Origin of the sequence: Flavobacterium rhamnosi, from assembly GCF_048286515.1 — a bacterium.
Taxonomy (GTDB): Bacteria; Bacteroidota; Bacteroidia; order Flavobacteriales; family Flavobacteriaceae; genus Flavobacterium.
On record NZ_JBLVPS010000010.1, the window covers coordinates 60,924 to 78,040 of the forward strand.

Below are 17,117 nucleotides of genomic sequence, written 5' to 3' on the forward strand. Positions count from 1 at the left end.
TAGTACTACGCTTTAAATTTATTTATGAGCAAAGTCCCTCTTGTGGTTTTTTATTTGCCGTTTAACGGTTATCCCAAAAAAATATTTTTTAAATAGTTAATTTTACTATATTTGATTTACCTACTTAACTACTATACCTTTACACTTACAAAAATCATTTAAAAGCAGTGTTTTTCTATTTTAATTGTCCTAACATGATTAATTATTAAACAATGAGTAGATCTTTAATCTGGTATTTAAGAAGGCATCCATTACTATACGAAGTGCGATTTAGATTACTCTCTAAAAATGCAACTACTAATCGTGTCGAAGATTTTTGTTACAACAACATAAATAAAACGATCGATATTCCAGAAATATTTTTTGAATTAAACCCTTTAATTTTCGAAAAAATTAAAACCGAATTAAGTGATCTTGACAAGGCAAAACAAATAGCTATTTGGCTAAGAAATAACATAAAAGGAGGACCCGGATTAGGCAAATCTTCAGAAATGGCTTTACGAAAAATGATGAATGGTGAAGGAGGCGTTTGCAGTGATTTTTCACAGGTTTTCAATAACTTTTGTGTGATTAATGATTTAAGAGTAAAAGAATGGGGACTCAAAGTAATCTCGAATGACCCCAGTCTCAGAGGCGGTCATGCCTTTAATGAAGTGTATTCAAAAGAATTGCAAAAATGGTTTATTATTGATGTTTCCAAGTCACTACTTTTCTATCCTGTAAATCCAGCAATTCCATTGTCTATTTCTGATTTGGTTACTCTAAAAAAAGAAAATGAAAAAGTAAGCTTTTCGTGTTTTAATGAAAATACCACCCTTGACAATAAAAGAATAACAGCTATTTATATAACTTCTAACTCTTCTCCTTTTTTAATCACAAATTATTCCAACAAAACTTACGACTTCTATTTAGACAAACTAAACTTTCTTCCTGAGCCTATTGTTCATGGATTATTATTTCTTCTTGGTAAGAGTTATGCTTTTGAGTTTCCAAAATATCAATAAATAGATTTCCAAATCATTAATTTTACTATATTTGGAAATACGAATTTATTTACAATCACCCATGGCACTTGCAAGACCAATTTTAAGATTGAAAAACAAAAGAGACAATACACCCATATATTTACAAAACTCACTTGAAGATTTTGACATTTAGTTAACAGAACATCCTGGCAATTGCAGTCCCGCAGCGCGAATGCAAGTAAGAACCTCAGAAATACACACCCTATAAAACTGCAAATTCACCATACCCCAGCTTAGACATAACTTCATGGAGTCCAAACGCGCTTTGCATGAAAACCATTGATCCGTTGCCAATAGATTGCCTTTTACAGAATAAATTTAAAACAGACAAAAATTAAAAAAATGATTCAAAATAGTTCACTTAAAACACCGCTCCTTTTATTGTTTGTATCATTGCTTTCATGGAATGGTTACTCCCAAAAGAACATTTCAAAAATTGCATTTGGATCATGTGCAAACCAGAGTAGTCCGTTACCAATTTTTGATATTGTAGTACAACACAAACCTGATTTATTTGTCTTTCTTGGTGACAACATTTACGGAGACACTGACAATATGAAGACACTGAAATCAAAATACGATCGACTGGCGGCTAAGTCCACTTTTCAAAATTTGAGAAACAATGTGCCTATCATCGGTACTTGGGATGATCACGACTATGGGCAAAATGATGCAGGCCGGCATTACCCTAAAAAAGAAGAGTCAAAGGAACTTTTTCTAACGTTTTTCAATGAACCTTCCGGTTCTGAAAGACGAAAACATGAAGGTGTTTACACATCCTATATGTATGAAAACAAAGGAAAAAAAGTACAGATTATCCTGTTAGACAATCGTACTTTTAGAGACAATTATAAGAAATACAATGGTGAAGTTGCTGATGATAAAAGGTATTTTTACAGTTTGGACTACACCCCACTAAAAGCGGCCGATTCCACGTATTTAGGAGCAGCGCAGTGGAGATGGTTAGAAGAAGAACTAAAAAAAACCGCTGATATTCGACTGATTGGTTCAGGCTCACAGTTTGGGATTGAATACAATGGTTACGAGGGCTGGGCCAATTTTCCGCTAGAGCAAAAAAAATTCTTAGATTTAATTAAAAAAACCAAAGCAAACGGCGTTTTATTTTTAACGGGAGATGTACATTATGCGGAAATCTCCAAACTTACCGAACCAGGTCTATATCCTATCTACGACTTTACATCTAGCGGACTTTCCTCAACCTGGCATTTTGCGACACCCAATAAAAACAGAATTGAAGGCCCAGTTATGGAAAACCATTTTGGCTTATTAACCATAGACTGGAAAAATAAAATCCCAAAAATAAAAATGGAAATCTGGGATATTAATGACAATCAACGTTTGGAGTATACAATAGGACTGGATGAAATTAGTTTTAAAAAATAGCGCTTTATCTATCTCGGAAGCAAACAGACAGCATAATAAAAGCCATAAGCTACCAAGTGATTACTTACTGCCTTATGACGAGCTAATTTAATATTTCTACATTATGCCTCTCATTCGAGGAAAGCTGAATCATTACATCCTAAATTTAAAAGACACGTATTGCTTTTACGAATCTACGAGTATACCCTGGTCGTTTTAGACTTGTAATAATCACTTTCATTTCACGACCTGAAGAGGCATGGATAAAATCACTTTCATTTCCTTTTGGATTTGTAACTATACCCAAATGGCCAATTACATTTCTGGTGGGACTCAAAAATAACAGAATATCCCCTTTTCTTACACTGTCGATCGGGATTTCTTTCCCAAAATTCTTAAATTCTGAAGAGCTTCGCGGAACCTGAATTTTAAAATGCTGAAAAACAAAGTAAACAAATCCGGAACAGTCAAACCCACTTTTACCAGAACCGGCTTGAACATATGGCGTTCCTAATAATCCCATTCCAAAGCTTACAATCCTGTCCCTTAGGGAAACATTAATTTCAATAGGATTTATCGGTACGTCCTTGACAATAGTTTCATTGCTTTGCGTAAAACCGCTAAGGCTTCTGGATGAACCATACGTAAAGTTAGACCAAAGAATTAGCGATAAACAAATGCCTAATGCAAATTTCAAGAAATTTTTATTTTTAGATGTCATCTTATATTTAAGTTTATAAAATTGAGTAAAGCTGTAGTAAACAACTAGCGATATGTTCTGCCCTTTAGCTTACACTATACAAATCTAGTTAAATTTAGATAACTTGAAGTGGAAGCAAGTACTAGGATATACAACCTGCAAAAAAGCCCCAAACTAGGGGCTTTAAATATTTTTATTCTTTTTCTTCTTCTTCTGTACTATGGGACTTCGAATATCCTCTCCATTTTTCGATACAATCTTGTAAATCCTGTGGGAGTTCTGTATCAAAACGCATCATCTCTCCGGTTGTAGGATGTACAAAGCCAAGTGTTTTGGCATGTAAAGCCTGTCTTGGTAATGCTTTGAAACAGTTTTCTATAAATTGCTTGTATTTTGTAAACGTAGTCCCTTTCAAAATCAGATGACCGCCATAACGCTCATCGTTAAATAAAGGATGCCCTATATGTTTTAAATGTGCTCTAATCTGGTGCGTTCTTCCTGTTTCCAATTGGCATGAGATCAAAGTCACGTAACCAAACCGCTCCAAAACTTGATAATGTGTCACGGCAGGTTTTCCAATTTCCGGATCAGCAAAAACAGCCATTTGCATGCGATCTTTAAGGTGACGAGCCAGATTTCCTTCAATCGTTCCTTTTTCCTCAACAACATTCCCCCAAACCAAAGCAATATACTCTCTTTCGGAAGTTTTTGCTTCGAATTGCTTGGCAAGATGCGTCATTGCGGCTTCCGTTTTGGCAATCACCAATAAACCAGAAGTATCTTTATCAATTCGATGCACTAGTCCTGGACGTTCGCTGCTGTTCATCGGCAAATTATCAAAATGATACGCCAAAGCATGAACCAAAGTTCCTGTATAATTCCCATGACCTGGATGAACAACCATTCCTGGCAATTTGTTTATCAATAACAACGCCTCATCTTCATAAACAATATCAAGCGGAATATTCTCCGGTATAATATGATTTTCATACGGAGGATGGGTAAGCATCACACGAACAACATCATTCGCTTTCACTTTGTAATTCGACTTTACAGTAGCGTCATTTACAAAAATATTCCCTTCGGTGGCTGCGGTTTGTATTTTATTCCGAGTCGCATTTTGGATCAGACCCATCAGATATTTATCAATTCTCAGCGGTGCTTGCCCTTTGGGAACTTCAAATCTGAAATGTTCAAATAACTCCTCTTCTAAATCTATTGTATCAATATTATTGTTCATCAACTGGTATTTCTTCTTCTATTGGTGCTGCCAGACTATCTGCTGCACTTTCCTCTTCTTCATAACTCATTTTTCCGTCTCCTAAAACCAAATCAATTTTGGATGATTTCAATACCCTGTCCCCTACTTTCAGGTTTCTTCCTTTGAAACGCATTTCCAGTACCATGTCTTTTCCGAGATTTGGAACATACGTAACAGTTCCTTCTTCAAGTCCTAAAGCTTTCAATGTAGGCACCGCTTCACGATATGTTTTTTCAATCAAATCAGGAATTCGCACAGACGAAAATCCTGAAGCATTAATTTTTATATATACTTTTCTCCCCACTTTAACCTTTGTTCCTGGTGATGGATCCTGCTCTACTACACTAAATTGAGGAAAATCACTTCTAAAATCCACACTATCCAAAAGCACATAATCTAAATCCAACTCATCCAGCTTTTCTTCTACTTGTTCTTCTGTCAGCTTACGCAAATCTGGCACTGCAATTTCATGACCATGATCCGTTGTAAAAGTCAACCAATGCATAAACAAATAACCCAAAGCGGCAATAATGGCAAGTGCAATTAATATTTGTACTAAAAAGACACGGCTAGTAAGATACTTACGTAAACTCATAAATTTATTTTTATATGCGGCAAAGATAAAGCTATTTCGTTTCAAAAAAAATGATAATTTTGTTTAATAGTTTTTAGGGACTATTTCCCACTATTCGCCTGTATCTTTCCTTTTTAAGGAAAAAAAAATAAAGGGGCTATAGGGGCTAGAAACAAATCGTTTTCAAAATAATGTAATTTTTTCAAAAACCTAAGAACCAAAACACAATACTTAAAACCCAACACTTAAAACCCTAAAAATGAAAAACATTGCCATTATTATGGGCGGATATTCCAGCGAATACAAGATCTCTCTTATCAGCGGAAACGTCGTATATCAATTTCTTGACAAAACTAAATACAATGGATTCCGAATCCATATTTTCAAAGAAAAATGGGTTTATGTTGATGCTAATGAGGCCGAATTCCCAATCGATAAAAATGATTTTTCTGTAACTGTTGCTGGTAAAAAAATTCATTTCGATTGTATTTTCAATGCTATTCACGGAACTCCGGGTGAAGATGGTTTGATGCAGGCCTATTTTGAATTACTGAACATTTCACAGACTTCCTGCGATTATTACCAAGCAGCATTAACATTCAACAAACGTGATTTACTATCGGTATTAAAACCATACGGAATAAAAACCGCTACTTCTTATTACCTAAACAAAGGCGATAGTATCAATACGGATGAGATTGTAGCCAAAGTAGGTTTGCCTTGTTTTGTTAAACCCAACAAAGCAGGTTCAAGCTTTGGAATTTCTAAAGTAAAAACGGTAGCCGAATTACCTGTCGCTATAGAAGTCGCTTATAAAGAAGACAACGAAATCATCATAGAAAGTTTCCTTGACGGTACCGAAGTTTCTGTAGGAGTGATCAATTACAAAGGAACGATAACCGTTTTACCGATAACAGAAATCGTATCTGACAATGATTTTTTCGATTATGAAGCCAAATATTTGGGTAAATCACAAGAAATCACTCCCGCCAGAATCTCAGATGAAATGACTCAAAAAGTAAGCGAAATAGCCAAACGTGCATACGAGGTCCTTAAAATGAAAGGGTTCTCCAGAAGCGAATTTATCTTGGTAAATGGAGAACCTCATATGTTGGAAATGAATACTATTCCGGGGCTGACCACTGAAAGTTTAATTCCGCAACAAGCCAAAGCAGCTGGAATTTCATTGGAGGATTTGTTTACCAATTCGATAGAATTGGCTTTAAATAACTAATTTCCCCTTATGAAAGAAATCTTTGAGTGGAACCGATTATTATACAATGATTTACCAGAATCCTTTCTATTAGAAGTCATTTTCCGTTCAACAGTAATGTTCACGGTTTTACTATTGACATTAAAAGTGGCAGGAAAACGTGGTGTTAAGCAATTATCTGTTTTTGAAACAGTGATCATTATTGCTTTAGGATCGGCGGCCGGCGACCCTATGTTTTATGAAGAAGTTGGGATAGTCCCACCCATAACTGTATTTCTTGTCATTATACTTTTATACCGATTCGTAACTTGGCTCACCGGAAAAAGCAAAAGATTTGAAGAGTTTATAGAAGGAAAAACCGAGTGCATTATCAGCGAAGGAAAATTTTCAGTGGCTACTTTTAAAAAAGAAAGTCTGGCACAGGATGAATTTTTTTCGGAGCTCAGATTAAAATCGGTGGAACATTTAGGACAGGTAAAAAATGCATTTATGGAAACCAGTGGCGAAATCAGTGTTTTCTATTATGAAGACCATGAAGTGTTGCCAGGATTGCCAATTCTGCCTTTTTTATTTGATACGAAAAGCAAAGTCATAGCATCAGAAGGTCTTTTTTCCTGTACCTTTTGCGGAAATACTGAGAAACAAAAACCAGGAAATGCGGAGTGCAGAGTATGTCAAAAATCCGAATGGGTGGAAGCGATTAAGACACTTCGAAAAACCTAATTAAACCAGTTAAATCAAAAAGTCAGTTCGATTTAATTATATCTTACAAAATGAGAAAAGCTATATTCCCGGGTTCATTTGACCCTATCACATTAGGACACCAAGACATCATCAAAAGAAGCATTTCATTATTTGATGAAATCGTAATTGCCATAGGTGTCAATGCCGAAAAAAAATACATGTTTTCACTGGAAGAAAGAAAACAGTTTATCGAAGAAACATTCCGAAACGAACCTAAAATCTCCGTAATTACCTATGAAGGTCTGACAATTGATTTGTGCCATAAAATAAAAGCAGACTTCATTCTTCGCGGCTTACGTAACCCAGCCGATTTCGAATTCGAAAAAGCCATCGCACACACCAACAGACGCCTATCAAAAATTGAAACTGTATTTTTATTGACAGCAGCAAGAACTTCGTACATCAGCTCCAGTATAGTAAGAGATGTAATCCGCAATGGTGGACAATACGAAATGCTGGTTCCAGATGCAGTTCGGGTGAAATAATTCTGACGAGCGACCTAAAATATAAATTTGTGGAAAGCGCTATTTAGCTGTATTTTCGCCAAAAAATAAAAGCCATTAGACATGAGTATCGAAAGAGAATTAAATAAGCGCAGCGGATCTAAATGTGAACTTTGTGGTGCAACTGAAAACCTAAAAGTATATCAGGTGTTACCTACCAAAAAAGGTGGAATTGACGAAAGTATTTTAGCTTGTTCTACGTGTATCGATCAAATTGAAAATCCGGATAATGTAGATTTAAACCACTGGAGATGTTTAAATGACAGTATGTGGAGTGAACATATTCCAGTACAAGTAGTAGCATGGAGAATGTTGAGTCGTCTTCGTGGGGCAGGATGGCCTCAGGAATTATTGGATCAAATGTATTTAGACGAAGAAAACCTGGCGTGGGCCCAAGCTACAGGTGAAGGTGAAGAAGATGAAAACAAAGTGATTCACCGTGATAGTAATGGAGTAATTTTGCAACACGGAGATTCTGTAGTCTTAATCAAAGATTTGAAAGTAAAAGGTTCAAGTATGGTGGCCAAACAAGGAACCGCAGTTCGCAACATCAGACTAGATCATGAAAATGCTGAATATATTGAAGGAAAAGTTGATGGTCAGCAAATCGTAATTATCACCCAATACGTTAAAAAAATATAGTGCAGATTTCAGTATGCAAAAAAAAACGTCTTGAGAAATCGAGACGTTTTTACTTTATAATTTTAGAGCACTGTTTCCCTATTAATCTGAAACCTACTCCTCTTCTTTCTTAATCACTTTTCTGGCAACTTCAATTTTAAACTTCTTGCCTTTCATTTTTTCATCTTTTATAGCATGAAGTAAATCTTTGACTTTATTGAATTTCACAGCAGCAAAAGAGATAAAATCTTTTACTTCGATTAATCCCAAATCGCCTTTTTCCAATTTTCCCTTTTGAGAAAAGAAACCTACGATATCAATTTTATTCAGTTTATTTTTCTTTCCACCACTGATGTAAATGGTTTGAAATTCAGGAGGTTTTGGCAATGCAGTTGCGTTTTCAATCTTCAAAGCTTCCATCCCATAATCGATGTAATCCATCTTTTTCTCACTTTCATGAGCAATAATATAGGCTGTTCCCGAAGCTAGCATACGAGCCGTCCTACCGTTTCTATGCGTAAATTCATCTTCTTTGGATGGCAAATGATAATGAATCACATGATTCATTTCGGGAATATCCAGTCCACGAGCAGCTAAATCAGTGGTAATTAAATAGCTCACACTTCCATTTCTAAATTGAATTAGAGCACGTTCTCTTTCATCCTGATCCATTCCGCCATGATAATACGTGGCATAAATTCCTTTTTCGTTTAACGTGTCACTTATACGTTCAGCTGCATCACGGTGGTTACAAAAAACAATGGCTGACTGTGATTTTAACGAACAAATCAAATTAAACAAACTTCCAATTTTGTCCTTCTCTTTCGAAACCACCATTTTCATCGAAAGATTCGTTTCTTCTTCGTTTTCTGGAATAAAATCAAGAATCGTTGGATTTATTACACGTGTATATTTTGGAATCTCAATATCTGAGGTTGCCGAAACAAGAACACGTTTGTTCAGTTTTGTTAGCTTTCCAATGATAAAAGACATTTGCTCATGAAAACCTAATTGCAATGATTTATCAAATTCATCCAGAATCAACGTTTGGATTTTATCCACACGAAAACTTCCTCTATCAAGATGATCAGCAATTCGTCCCGGTGTTCCTATTAAAACGGCAGGTGGATTGCTTAAATTCTTAATTTCTGTATCAATGGAATGTCCACCGTAGCACACATTTACTTTATAATCAGTCCCCATTTTTTTCCAAACCTGCTCAATCTGCAATCCTAATTCACGGGATGGAACTAATATCAAACATTGAACCGACTGGATTTCTGGCTGTAACATTTCTAAAACAGGCAACAAAAAAGCCAGCGTTTTACCAGAACCTGTTGGAGAAAGCAATAAAACATTATTGTCATTCAGAATAGCGTCTTGCGCTACTTCCTGCATTTCGTTCAGGCTTTCGATGCCTAAATTCAAAAGTATATTGTTGGAATGGTGTTTCTTATTCATTTTGCAAAGGTAACTAAAATAATTAGCAGTTTTCAACGGTCAGAATTCAAGTTACAAATTACCGCAATCAGCTTGTACAAGAGCATTGAAAAGCAGCACTAACTGTACTTTCAAAATCTTATCAATTAGAGCGATAACTCTCATCCAAAGAATAACATTCTCTGGTGAAGATTAAAAGCCAAGCTCTAAATGGCATCATGCCAAAATCAATACTACTTTAGGAATGTAGATTATTTTCTTCTTCAAATAATAACTTTATGTTTTCATAGGAATTTTTTAAAGCTTCCTTGATTTGTTCCGGATTCATCCAAGCCACTTTTTCGATTCCTTCTTCTAATTGCCCTTGCGGAGTGCCTTCAAAATCAGTTTGCATTTCGAACCAATGTGTTATTTTAAGTTTGTACTTTCCATTACGTCTGAAAACATGATACGTTTTTTGAAGTTTATGAGATATTGTTAAGCCATTTACGCCAGTCTCCTCCTCAACTTCACGCATGGCCGTAGTTTCAATTTCTTCTCCTTTCTCGATTCCTCCCTTAGGCAAATCCCACTTTCCGTTTCTAAAAATGAACAAAACTTCTCCATTTTTATTGTAAACCAAGCCGCCCCCTGCTTTACAGACAGGAATTTTCGCTTTCAAAGTCTTCATAATCTCCTTTTCATCAGGGTGATATAAGTAGGCTTTTTGAATTTTATTTTGAAATATTTTTATTATAAGTTGCTCTATGTCAATACTTTCTAACAAAAACAATTGAAAATCAGTCTCCTTAGAGATATGATTTGTCAAAAAAAGTGGTTTGTCGTTAACAAAAACTTTATACATTTGTATTATGATTTTTAATAAAGAAACAGCCGAAAAAACAGCCGAATTGCTTTTGCAAATAAATGCAATTAAATTGAATCCAAGAAATCCTTTTACATGGGCTTCTGGATGGAAATCTCCTATTTACTGTGATAACCGATTAATACTCTCATTTCCAGCCATAAGAAATTATGTTCGGGATGAGTTTGCCAAAAACATTGAAAAACAATTTGGCAAACCAGATGTAATAGCCGGAGTTGCCACAGGAGCGATAGGAATTGGAATGTTAGTTGCCGAAAGTTTAGGTCTACCATTTGTGTATGTGCGCCCTGAAGCAAAAAAACATGGAAGACTAAACCAGGTAGAAGGTTTTTTACAAAAAGGACAAAATGTAGTAGTTGTAGAAGATTTGATCAGTACCGGGAACAGCAGTTTACTTGCCGTTGAAGCTTTACGTGCAGCTGGCGCCAATCTAAAAGGAATGGCAGCCATTTTTACCTATGGTTTTGATGTGGCCGACAAGAATTTTGCAGCCGCAAATATTGATTTATTTACACTTAGTAATTACCAAAATTTATTGAATTTGGCCGTTGCCAAAAAATACATTTCGGAAGAAGAAGAACAAACCTTGAGAGAATGGAACTTGAGTCCGTCAACCTGGAATATTGAAGTTTAAAAAATTTAAAAACACAATCCGCTAGAGTATGAACTTACAAAGTCCAAAAGTTACTGTTCCTAAATCAGCTCAAGAATTATTTGATTTACTGAGTGATGTCAAAAATTTTGAAAAATTAATGCCTGAAACTATTGCTAAATTTGAAGTTATTGGTGACGATGCATTCATTTTTGGATTGAAAGGGATGCCAGAAATAAAATTAAAAATGAAAGAAAAAGTAGCGCCAAACAAAATTGTTTTGGGTGCTGCAAGTGATAAACTTCCATTTACTTTAATCGCAAATATTAATACTATTTCTGATAATTCAAGTGATGTACAACTTGATTTTGAGGGAGAGTTTAATCCAATGATGGCGATGATGATAAAAGGTCCTATTGGAAAATTTATTGAAACATTAGCCGCTAATATGGTGAAATTGTAAAACATAAAAATACATAATCAAAAGATGTTTAGAGTTTGAATTTATTTCAACTTTAAATATCTTTATTTTTTAATACAACAGCTGAATTTCTTTAATATCGAATTCAGAAATACTATCATCTTCCAAAAGAACCTGAAGTTTTCCAACTGAAGAAACTCCCTGAATGATTCCCATGAAATTTATATTTTTATCCGAAAAAGGCATCGGAACTCCCTTTTTGAAAAGCTTATTGCTGTAATTGAACCATAAAAGATCGCAGTTTTGCTCCCATAATTTTACATTAGATTCTATTTTGTCCATTATTGAAAAAAGCAACTCCTCTTTGTCAAATTGTTTGTTACTAATAACAGCCAACGATGATGCTTTAGGCAAATCTTCAAAATTAGTTTGATTCACATTTAGACCTAAGCCTACAATAGAAATAATACTTCCGTCACTTTTGATGCTGTTTTCTATCAAAATGCCACCAATTTTTTTATTATATGACAATATGTCGTTTGGCCATTTTATGCTAAGATCAGGAATCTTATAAGCTTCCAAAACTTCAATTACGGCAAGCGACACTGCAATGTTCAGATTGTATATCTTACAAATATCCACTAAAAAATCCTTAACCAAAACACTCATTATTAAGTTTTTACCAGCCTCAGAAGCCCATACGGCTCCCATCTGTCCCTTACCTTTTGTTTGGCTTTCAGCAGTAACAACAGTAAAATTTTCCAGTTCCTGTTTGTTCGATAACCCTTTTAGGAATTCATTTGTTGAATCTATGGCATCGAGTTTGATAACTTTCATATACGTTTTTTTGTGAAACAGAATTTAATATTATGTTAAGGTTCAAAAATAATCACAAAAAATGGTAACTTTACAAACTTATATAAAATAATTCATGGCGAAAAAGACTATAAATAATGATGTCCTGTTGGCGAACATCATTAAAGGAATTGAAGAAGTAAAAGGAAATGACATCGATATTCTTGATTTAAGAGAAATAGACACCGCAGTTTGCGACTATTTTATAATCTGCAACGGAAATTCAAACACTCAGGTTAACGCTATTGTTAACTCCATACAAAAAACAGTTTCAAAGGAATTAAAAGACAAGCCTTGGCATGTTGAAGGAACGGATAATGCAGAATGGGTTCTTATGGATTATGTTAATATTGTGGTTCATGTTTTCCAAAAACACATACGCGAATATTACAATATTGAGAGTCTTTGGGGTGATGCAAAAATCACTACAATCGAAAACAAATACTAAAGAAACAAACTTCTAATGGCTAAAGATAATAATCCAAATTCGAATAAATTTAAAATAAGTCCTTGGTTAATTTATACAGCAATACTATTAATTTTCTTGTTTATAAGCTTTATAACCGGGGGGTCAAGTATTCAAGAGCCAGCACAATTAACATCTTCTAAATTCAATAATTTTTTAGAAAAAGGTCAAATTGAAAAGGTAATTGTTTACAACAAAACAGAAGCAGAAGTCTATTTAAATGCTGCGGCATTAAAAGACGCAAGCCACAAAAAAGTTGCTAAAGATATTTTCGACAGGCCTAATAAGGGTCCTCACTATTCTTTTGATATTGGTAATGATCAAATATTCCAGACCAAACTTGAAAAAGCTGTTACTGAGGGTAAATTAAAAGATTTCAACTTCTTACCAAAGAACAACTGGTCCGATATCCTAATAAGCCTATTGCCTATAATTATAATCATAGGGGTTTGGATTTTTATCATGAGAAAAATGTCAGGCGGCGGCGGTGGCGGTAGCGGACAGATTTTTAATATTGGAAAATCAAAAGCAAAGCTTTTTGATGAAAAAACGGATATTAAAACTACATTTAAGGATGTTGCTGGTCTTGAAGGAGCAAAAGAAGAAATACAAGAAATTGTAGAATTCCTTAAAAACCCTGAAAAATACACTAATTTAGGAGGTAAAATTCCAAAAGGAGCCTTACTTGTTGGACCTCCAGGAACAGGAAAAACTTTGTTGGCGAAAGCTGTAGCAGGAGAAGCTCAAGTACCATTTTTCTCTTTATCAGGTTCTGATTTTGTGGAAATGTTTGTAGGCGTTGGTGCTTCACGTGTTCGTGATTTATTCAAACAAGCTAAAGAAAAGTCTCCAGCAATTATTTTTATTGATGAGATTGATGCGGTCGGTAGAGCCAGAGGAAAAAGCAATATGTCTGGTGGAAATGACGAGCGTGAGAATACATTAAACCAATTACTGACAGAAATGGACGGTTTTGGAACTAATTCTAATGTAATTGTTTTAGCGGCGACAAACAGAGCAGATGTTCTTGACAAAGCCTTAATGCGTGCAGGTCGTTTTGACAGACAAATTTTTGTTGACTTACCAGATATTAGAGAGCGTGCTGAAATTTTCAAAGTGCACTTAGCGCCCTTGAAAAAAGTAGAAGGATTGGATACTGACTTTTTAGCCAAACAAACTCCAGGTTTTTCTGGTGCTGATATTGCCAACGTATGTAACGAAGCGGCTTTGATTGCTGCAAGACATAACAAAACAGCAGTTGACAAACAGGATTTCCTTGATGCAGTTGATAGAATTGTTGGTGGTCTTGAAAAGAAAAATAAAATTGTAACTCCAGAAGAGAAGAAAGCAATTGCTATTCACGAAGCGGGTCACGCAACGGTAAGTTGGATGCTAGAACATGCAGCTCCACTAATTAAAGTAACCATTGTCCCTAGAGGACAGAGTTTAGGTGCAGCATGGTATCTACCCGAAGAACGCTTAATTGTTCGTCCAGACCAAATGCTAGACGAAATGTGTGCTACTATGGGCGGAAGAGCAGCCGAAAAAGTAACATTTAACAGAATTTCCACTGGTGCACTAAGCGATTTAGAAAAAGTAACTAAACAAGCTCGTGCAATGGTCACCATTTATGGTTTGAATGAAAAAATAGGTAATGTTACCTATTATGACTCAACCGGACAAAGTGAATACAGTTTTTCAAAACCATATTCTGAAGAAACAGCTAAAATTATTGATGAAGAAATCTCATTACTTATTGAGAGCCAATACCAAAGAGCTATAGCTATATTAGAAGAGAACAAAGACAAACTAAATCAGCTGGCCAATATTTTAATCGAAAAAGAAGTTATTTTCAAAGACGATTTGGAGGCTATTTTTGGAAAAAGAACATTTGATAAAAATCTTGAGGAAGTAGTCTCTTAGAAAATACATATTTATTTAATTATTTTTAAAATCTTAATTCAAAAACCTCTTTTGAATTAAGATTTTTTTATCTTTGAACGTTTTCAAATAATAAATAAAAGTAGTTTAACAGAATATGAGTCTTTTTAGAAAAATTTTTGGTTCTAGCAATCCCGCTTCTGAGGAAGATAAAGAAAGTGAATTCAGCAAATCCTTTGCTGACAACACTACCTCTATAGATGAAAAATTTATCTATAACTTCAAAAAAAATGGCGGTAAATTTTTATACTGCGAAAATGCTGAAGAAGTAAAAGAACAATTTGAAAACATACTAGAAGAAAACGACTGGTTTGAAAGTGAAGTTTTATGCTATGATCCTAAACTTTTCAGTATGCTTGACGACAATAAACTTATCTATAACAAGCCTGCCAGTCCCAAGTTTCTTCTTGCAAGTTGTGAAAATTTAATTGCTGAAGAAGGTTCCATCTTATTCTCATCCAAGCAAATTAAACAACACAAACCAAACGAATTGCCTGCAAACATAATTGTTCTTGCAACAACCAGCCAAATTCTTGGAACGAAAAGTGATGGATTAAGTGCTATCAAGAAGAAATATGAAAGAGATTACCCTACCAATATTACTACTATAAAATATTTCGAGAAAGCCAAAGAAGAAGATTTCACACAATACGGAAGTTCAGCCAAAAACCTATATTTATTGCTTTTAGAAGATCTTTAAAAATGAATGAAACTCTAAAACGAGGTATATCAGGAGCCATTTATATCATATTATTACTCGCTTCTATTTTATATTCAACGGAAAGCTTTTTTATTCTCTTTGGAATCTTTCTTATAATTGCAGTTTATGAATTTTGCAATTTAATTCAAATACATAAAGTATTTCCAATTGTTTTCGGAACAGTTTTATACACCACAGTAACGCTACTAAGCCACTACAATAAAAGTACTACAGCTACTATCAATCAGGTATTCAATACTGATTTAGAAATTGCAATAAACACACAACAATTAGATGTCGTTTTATTGGTCATAGCATTAGTGGTATCGATAAAATGCATCCTTTTTTTGTTTTACGACAATATTCAAAAAATAAGTACGTCCTCTAAATACTTATATTTATTAGGGTATATTATACTCCCATTTGTATTTATCACTAAAATTTCATTTGGAATAAACGACTACAATCCTAAAATTATAATTGGATTATTCATTTTGATCTGGACTAATGACACTTTTGCTTATATTGTTGGAAAATCTATAGGCAGAATCAAATTATTCGAAAAAATCTCTCCAAAAAAAACAATAGAAGGATTCCTGGGAGGAATCGTATTTGCGGTTTTAGCGGGTTATCTAATATCAAAATACTACATAAGGGCAAATCCTGAATTTAGTGACAGATCCATCCTGATTTGGACAACAATTGCAGTCATTGTTGGTATTGTAGGTACTATAGGAGATTTAATTGAATCCAAATTCAAGCGTATCGCTGGTGTAAAAGATAGTGGAAGTATAATGCCAGGCCATGGAGGCATACTAGATCGATTAGATAGTGTTATATTTGTAGCACCAATTATTTTTTTATTTTATCAAATTTTAAACTATGTTTCATAAAGAAGGAACCCAATCTATTTTATTAGCAACAATTTTCACAGCTGTTGTCCTTTTGTTGTCTGACTATTTCATTGACATCAACTGGATCAAAATGGCAATACAAATAGCTGCTCTACTGCTTTTAATAATCATCTTGCAATTTTTCAGAAATCCGAAAAGGACTGCCATCTTAAATGAGAATCACATCCTCGCTCCTGTTGATGGAAAAGTAGTCGTTATTGAAGAAGTATATGAGGGTGAATATTTTAAAGATAAACGCATACAGGTCTCCATTTTCATGTCACCAATCAATGTTCATGTGACACGTTATGGTCTAAGTGGAATTGTAAAATTCAGTAAATACCATCCTGGAAAATTCTTAGTAGCCTGGCATCCAAAAGCGAGCGAAGAAAACGAAAGAACTACGGTAGTAATTGAAAATAAGACATTCGGTGAGATTCTATACAGACAAATCGCAGGAGCTTTAGCCAGAAGAATTGTAAATTATGCGCAGGAAGGAACACAGGTCATTCAGGGAACTGATGCTGGATTTATAAAATTTGGCTCAAGAGTAGATGTATTTTTACCTTTAGGCACTCCAATTAATGTAGTCCTTAATCAAAAAGCCATAGGCGGAAAAACAATTATTGCCACAAAAGAATAATGATTGAAAAAGATTTAGATACCCGATTTGAAGAGGCGGTTAAAAAAGCTTCTGAAATGACCCAGGCATCTTTACCACAGGATGTCCAGCTGAGACTTTATGCTTTTTACAAACAGGCTACCTTGGGAACTTTAGATCTAAAACAATCCTCAAACCACCATCTAAGAGATGCTTTCAAAATAAATGCCTGGATGCAAATTAGCCATCTTACTGCAGATGAAGCTAAAGAACAGTATATCGAAATCATCAATTCTATTTTGAAAAAATAATGTTAGTC

Annotated in this window: 20 protein-coding genes; 14 read left to right on the forward strand and 6 right to left on the reverse strand. The window is 34.6% G+C overall.

Going from position 1 to position 17,117, the window contains the following annotated elements; all coding sequences use genetic code 11:
• Positions 1-212 precede the first annotated feature (212 nt).
• The gene (locus ACNQGN_RS09960; RefSeq protein ID WP_417987677.1) at positions 213-1,004 is read left to right on the forward strand and encodes a transglutaminase domain-containing protein; all 792 of its coding nucleotides are present in this window, start codon (positions 213-215) and stop codon (positions 1,002-1,004) included.
• A gap of 363 nt (positions 1,005-1,367) precedes the next feature.
• Complete coding sequence (locus ACNQGN_RS09965; RefSeq protein ID WP_417987678.1) at positions 1,368-2,429, forward strand: alkaline phosphatase D family protein; 1,062 nt, start codon at positions 1,368-1,370, stop codon at positions 2,427-2,429.
• A 145-nt stretch (positions 2,430-2,574) separates the two neighbouring features.
• Here the strand turns inward: ACNQGN_RS09965 and ACNQGN_RS09970 are convergent, their stop codons facing one another.
• From ACNQGN_RS09970 to ACNQGN_RS09980, 3 genes are all read right to left on the reverse strand, one after another.
• A complete protein-coding gene (locus tag ACNQGN_RS09970; protein WP_417987679.1) occupies positions 2,575-3,129 on the reverse strand; it encodes a C40 family peptidase in 555 nt (184 codons plus the stop codon).
• Positions 3,130-3,301: 172 nt separating this feature from the next.
• A complete protein-coding gene (locus tag ACNQGN_RS09975; protein WP_417987680.1) occupies positions 3,302-4,348 on the reverse strand; it encodes an RluA family pseudouridine synthase in 1,047 nt (348 codons plus the stop codon).
• Positions 4,338-4,964: a PASTA domain-containing protein gene (locus tag ACNQGN_RS09980; RefSeq protein WP_417987681.1), complete on the reverse strand. Its 627-nt coding sequence runs from the start codon at positions 4,962-4,964 to the stop codon at positions 4,338-4,340. Before ACNQGN_RS09980 ends, ACNQGN_RS09975 begins: the two co-directional genes overlap by 11 nt.
• A 238-nt stretch (positions 4,965-5,202) precedes the next feature.
• On the opposite strand from ACNQGN_RS09980, the gene ACNQGN_RS09985 reads away from it, so the two are divergent.
• The 4 genes from ACNQGN_RS09985 (at position 5,203) to ACNQGN_RS10000 (ending at position 8,045) form a co-directional block, all read left to right on the forward strand.
• Positions 5,203-6,177: a D-alanine--D-alanine ligase gene (locus ACNQGN_RS09985; RefSeq protein WP_417987682.1), complete on the forward strand. Its 975-nt coding sequence runs from the start codon at positions 5,203-5,205 to the stop codon at positions 6,175-6,177.
• A 9-nt stretch (positions 6,178-6,186) separates the two neighbouring features.
• Entirely contained in the window at positions 6,187-6,879 is a 693-nt protein-coding gene (locus ACNQGN_RS09990) for a DUF421 domain-containing protein (RefSeq protein WP_417987683.1), read from the forward strand.
• Between the two features lie 50 nt (positions 6,880-6,929).
• A complete protein-coding gene (coaD, locus tag ACNQGN_RS09995) occupies positions 6,930-7,385 on the forward strand; it encodes a pantetheine-phosphate adenylyltransferase (RefSeq protein ID WP_417987684.1) in 456 nt (151 codons plus the stop codon).
• Between the two features lie 81 nt (positions 7,386-7,466).
• Positions 7,467-8,045 (forward strand): PhnA domain-containing protein, encoded by a 579-nt coding sequence (locus ACNQGN_RS10000; protein WP_417987685.1) that lies wholly within the window; start codon positions 7,467-7,469, stop codon positions 8,043-8,045.
• A gap of 93 nt (positions 8,046-8,138) precedes the next feature.
• Here the strand turns inward: ACNQGN_RS10000 and ACNQGN_RS10005 are convergent, their stop codons facing one another.
• Complete coding sequence (locus tag ACNQGN_RS10005; protein ID WP_417987686.1) at positions 8,139-9,485, reverse strand: DEAD/DEAH box helicase; 1,347 nt, start codon at positions 9,483-9,485, stop codon at positions 8,139-8,141.
• A gap of 217 nt (positions 9,486-9,702) precedes the next feature.
• Positions 9,703-10,308: an NUDIX hydrolase gene (locus ACNQGN_RS10010; RefSeq protein WP_417987687.1), complete on the reverse strand. Its 606-nt coding sequence runs from the start codon at positions 10,306-10,308 to the stop codon at positions 9,703-9,705.
• 7 nt (positions 10,309-10,315) lie between these two features.
• On the opposite strand from ACNQGN_RS10010, the gene pyrE reads away from it, so the two are divergent.
• Together pyrE and ACNQGN_RS10020 are read left to right on the forward strand one after the other, a co-directional pair.
• A complete protein-coding gene (pyrE, locus tag ACNQGN_RS10015; protein ID WP_417987688.1) occupies positions 10,316-10,963 on the forward strand; it encodes an orotate phosphoribosyltransferase in 648 nt (215 codons plus the stop codon).
• Positions 10,964-10,991: 28 nt separating this feature from the next.
• Positions 10,992-11,384, forward strand: a complete 393-nt coding sequence (locus ACNQGN_RS10020) for an SRPBCC family protein (protein ID WP_417987689.1) — start codon at positions 10,992-10,994, stop codon at positions 11,382-11,384.
• A gap of 69 nt (positions 11,385-11,453) precedes the next feature.
• Here the strand turns inward: ACNQGN_RS10020 and ACNQGN_RS10025 are convergent, their stop codons facing one another.
• Positions 11,454-12,179 carry a biotin--[acetyl-CoA-carboxylase] ligase gene (locus tag ACNQGN_RS10025; RefSeq protein WP_417987690.1) on the reverse strand — a complete coding sequence of 242 codons (726 nt, stop codon included), beginning with the start codon at positions 12,177-12,179 and terminating at the stop codon, positions 11,454-11,456.
• Positions 12,180-12,273: 94 nt separating this feature from the next.
• On the opposite strand from ACNQGN_RS10025, the gene rsfS reads away from it, so the two are divergent.
• The 6 genes from rsfS to ACNQGN_RS10055 all read left to right on the forward strand — a co-directional run bounded on the left by rsfS (position 12,274) and on the right by ACNQGN_RS10055 (position 17,109).
• Positions 12,274-12,645, forward strand: a complete 372-nt coding sequence (gene rsfS / locus ACNQGN_RS10030) for a ribosome silencing factor (protein WP_039109645.1) — start codon at positions 12,274-12,276, stop codon at positions 12,643-12,645.
• A gap of 15 nt (positions 12,646-12,660) precedes the next feature.
• Positions 12,661-14,586, forward strand: a complete 1,926-nt coding sequence (gene ftsH, locus ACNQGN_RS10035; protein ID WP_417987691.1) for an ATP-dependent zinc metalloprotease FtsH — start codon at positions 12,661-12,663, stop codon at positions 14,584-14,586.
• A 115-nt stretch (positions 14,587-14,701) separates the two neighbouring features.
• The gene (locus ACNQGN_RS10040; protein WP_417987692.1) at positions 14,702-15,304 is read left to right on the forward strand and encodes an LUD domain-containing protein; all 603 of its coding nucleotides are present in this window, start codon (positions 14,702-14,704) and stop codon (positions 15,302-15,304) included.
• 2 nt (positions 15,305-15,306) lie between these two features.
• Positions 15,307-16,197, forward strand: a complete 891-nt coding sequence (locus ACNQGN_RS10045) for a phosphatidate cytidylyltransferase (protein WP_417987693.1) — start codon at positions 15,307-15,309, stop codon at positions 16,195-16,197.
• Positions 16,187-16,840, forward strand: a complete 654-nt coding sequence (locus ACNQGN_RS10050) for a phosphatidylserine decarboxylase family protein (RefSeq protein ID WP_417987694.1) — start codon at positions 16,187-16,189, stop codon at positions 16,838-16,840. The genes ACNQGN_RS10045 and ACNQGN_RS10050 overlap by 11 nt, the downstream gene beginning before the upstream one ends.
• Positions 16,840-17,109 (forward strand): acyl-CoA-binding protein, encoded by a 270-nt coding sequence (locus tag ACNQGN_RS10055; protein ID WP_417987695.1) that lies wholly within the window; start codon positions 16,840-16,842, stop codon positions 17,107-17,109. Before ACNQGN_RS10050 ends, ACNQGN_RS10055 begins: the two co-directional genes overlap by 1 nt.
• The last annotated feature ends 8 nt before the right edge of the window (positions 17,110-17,117 follow it).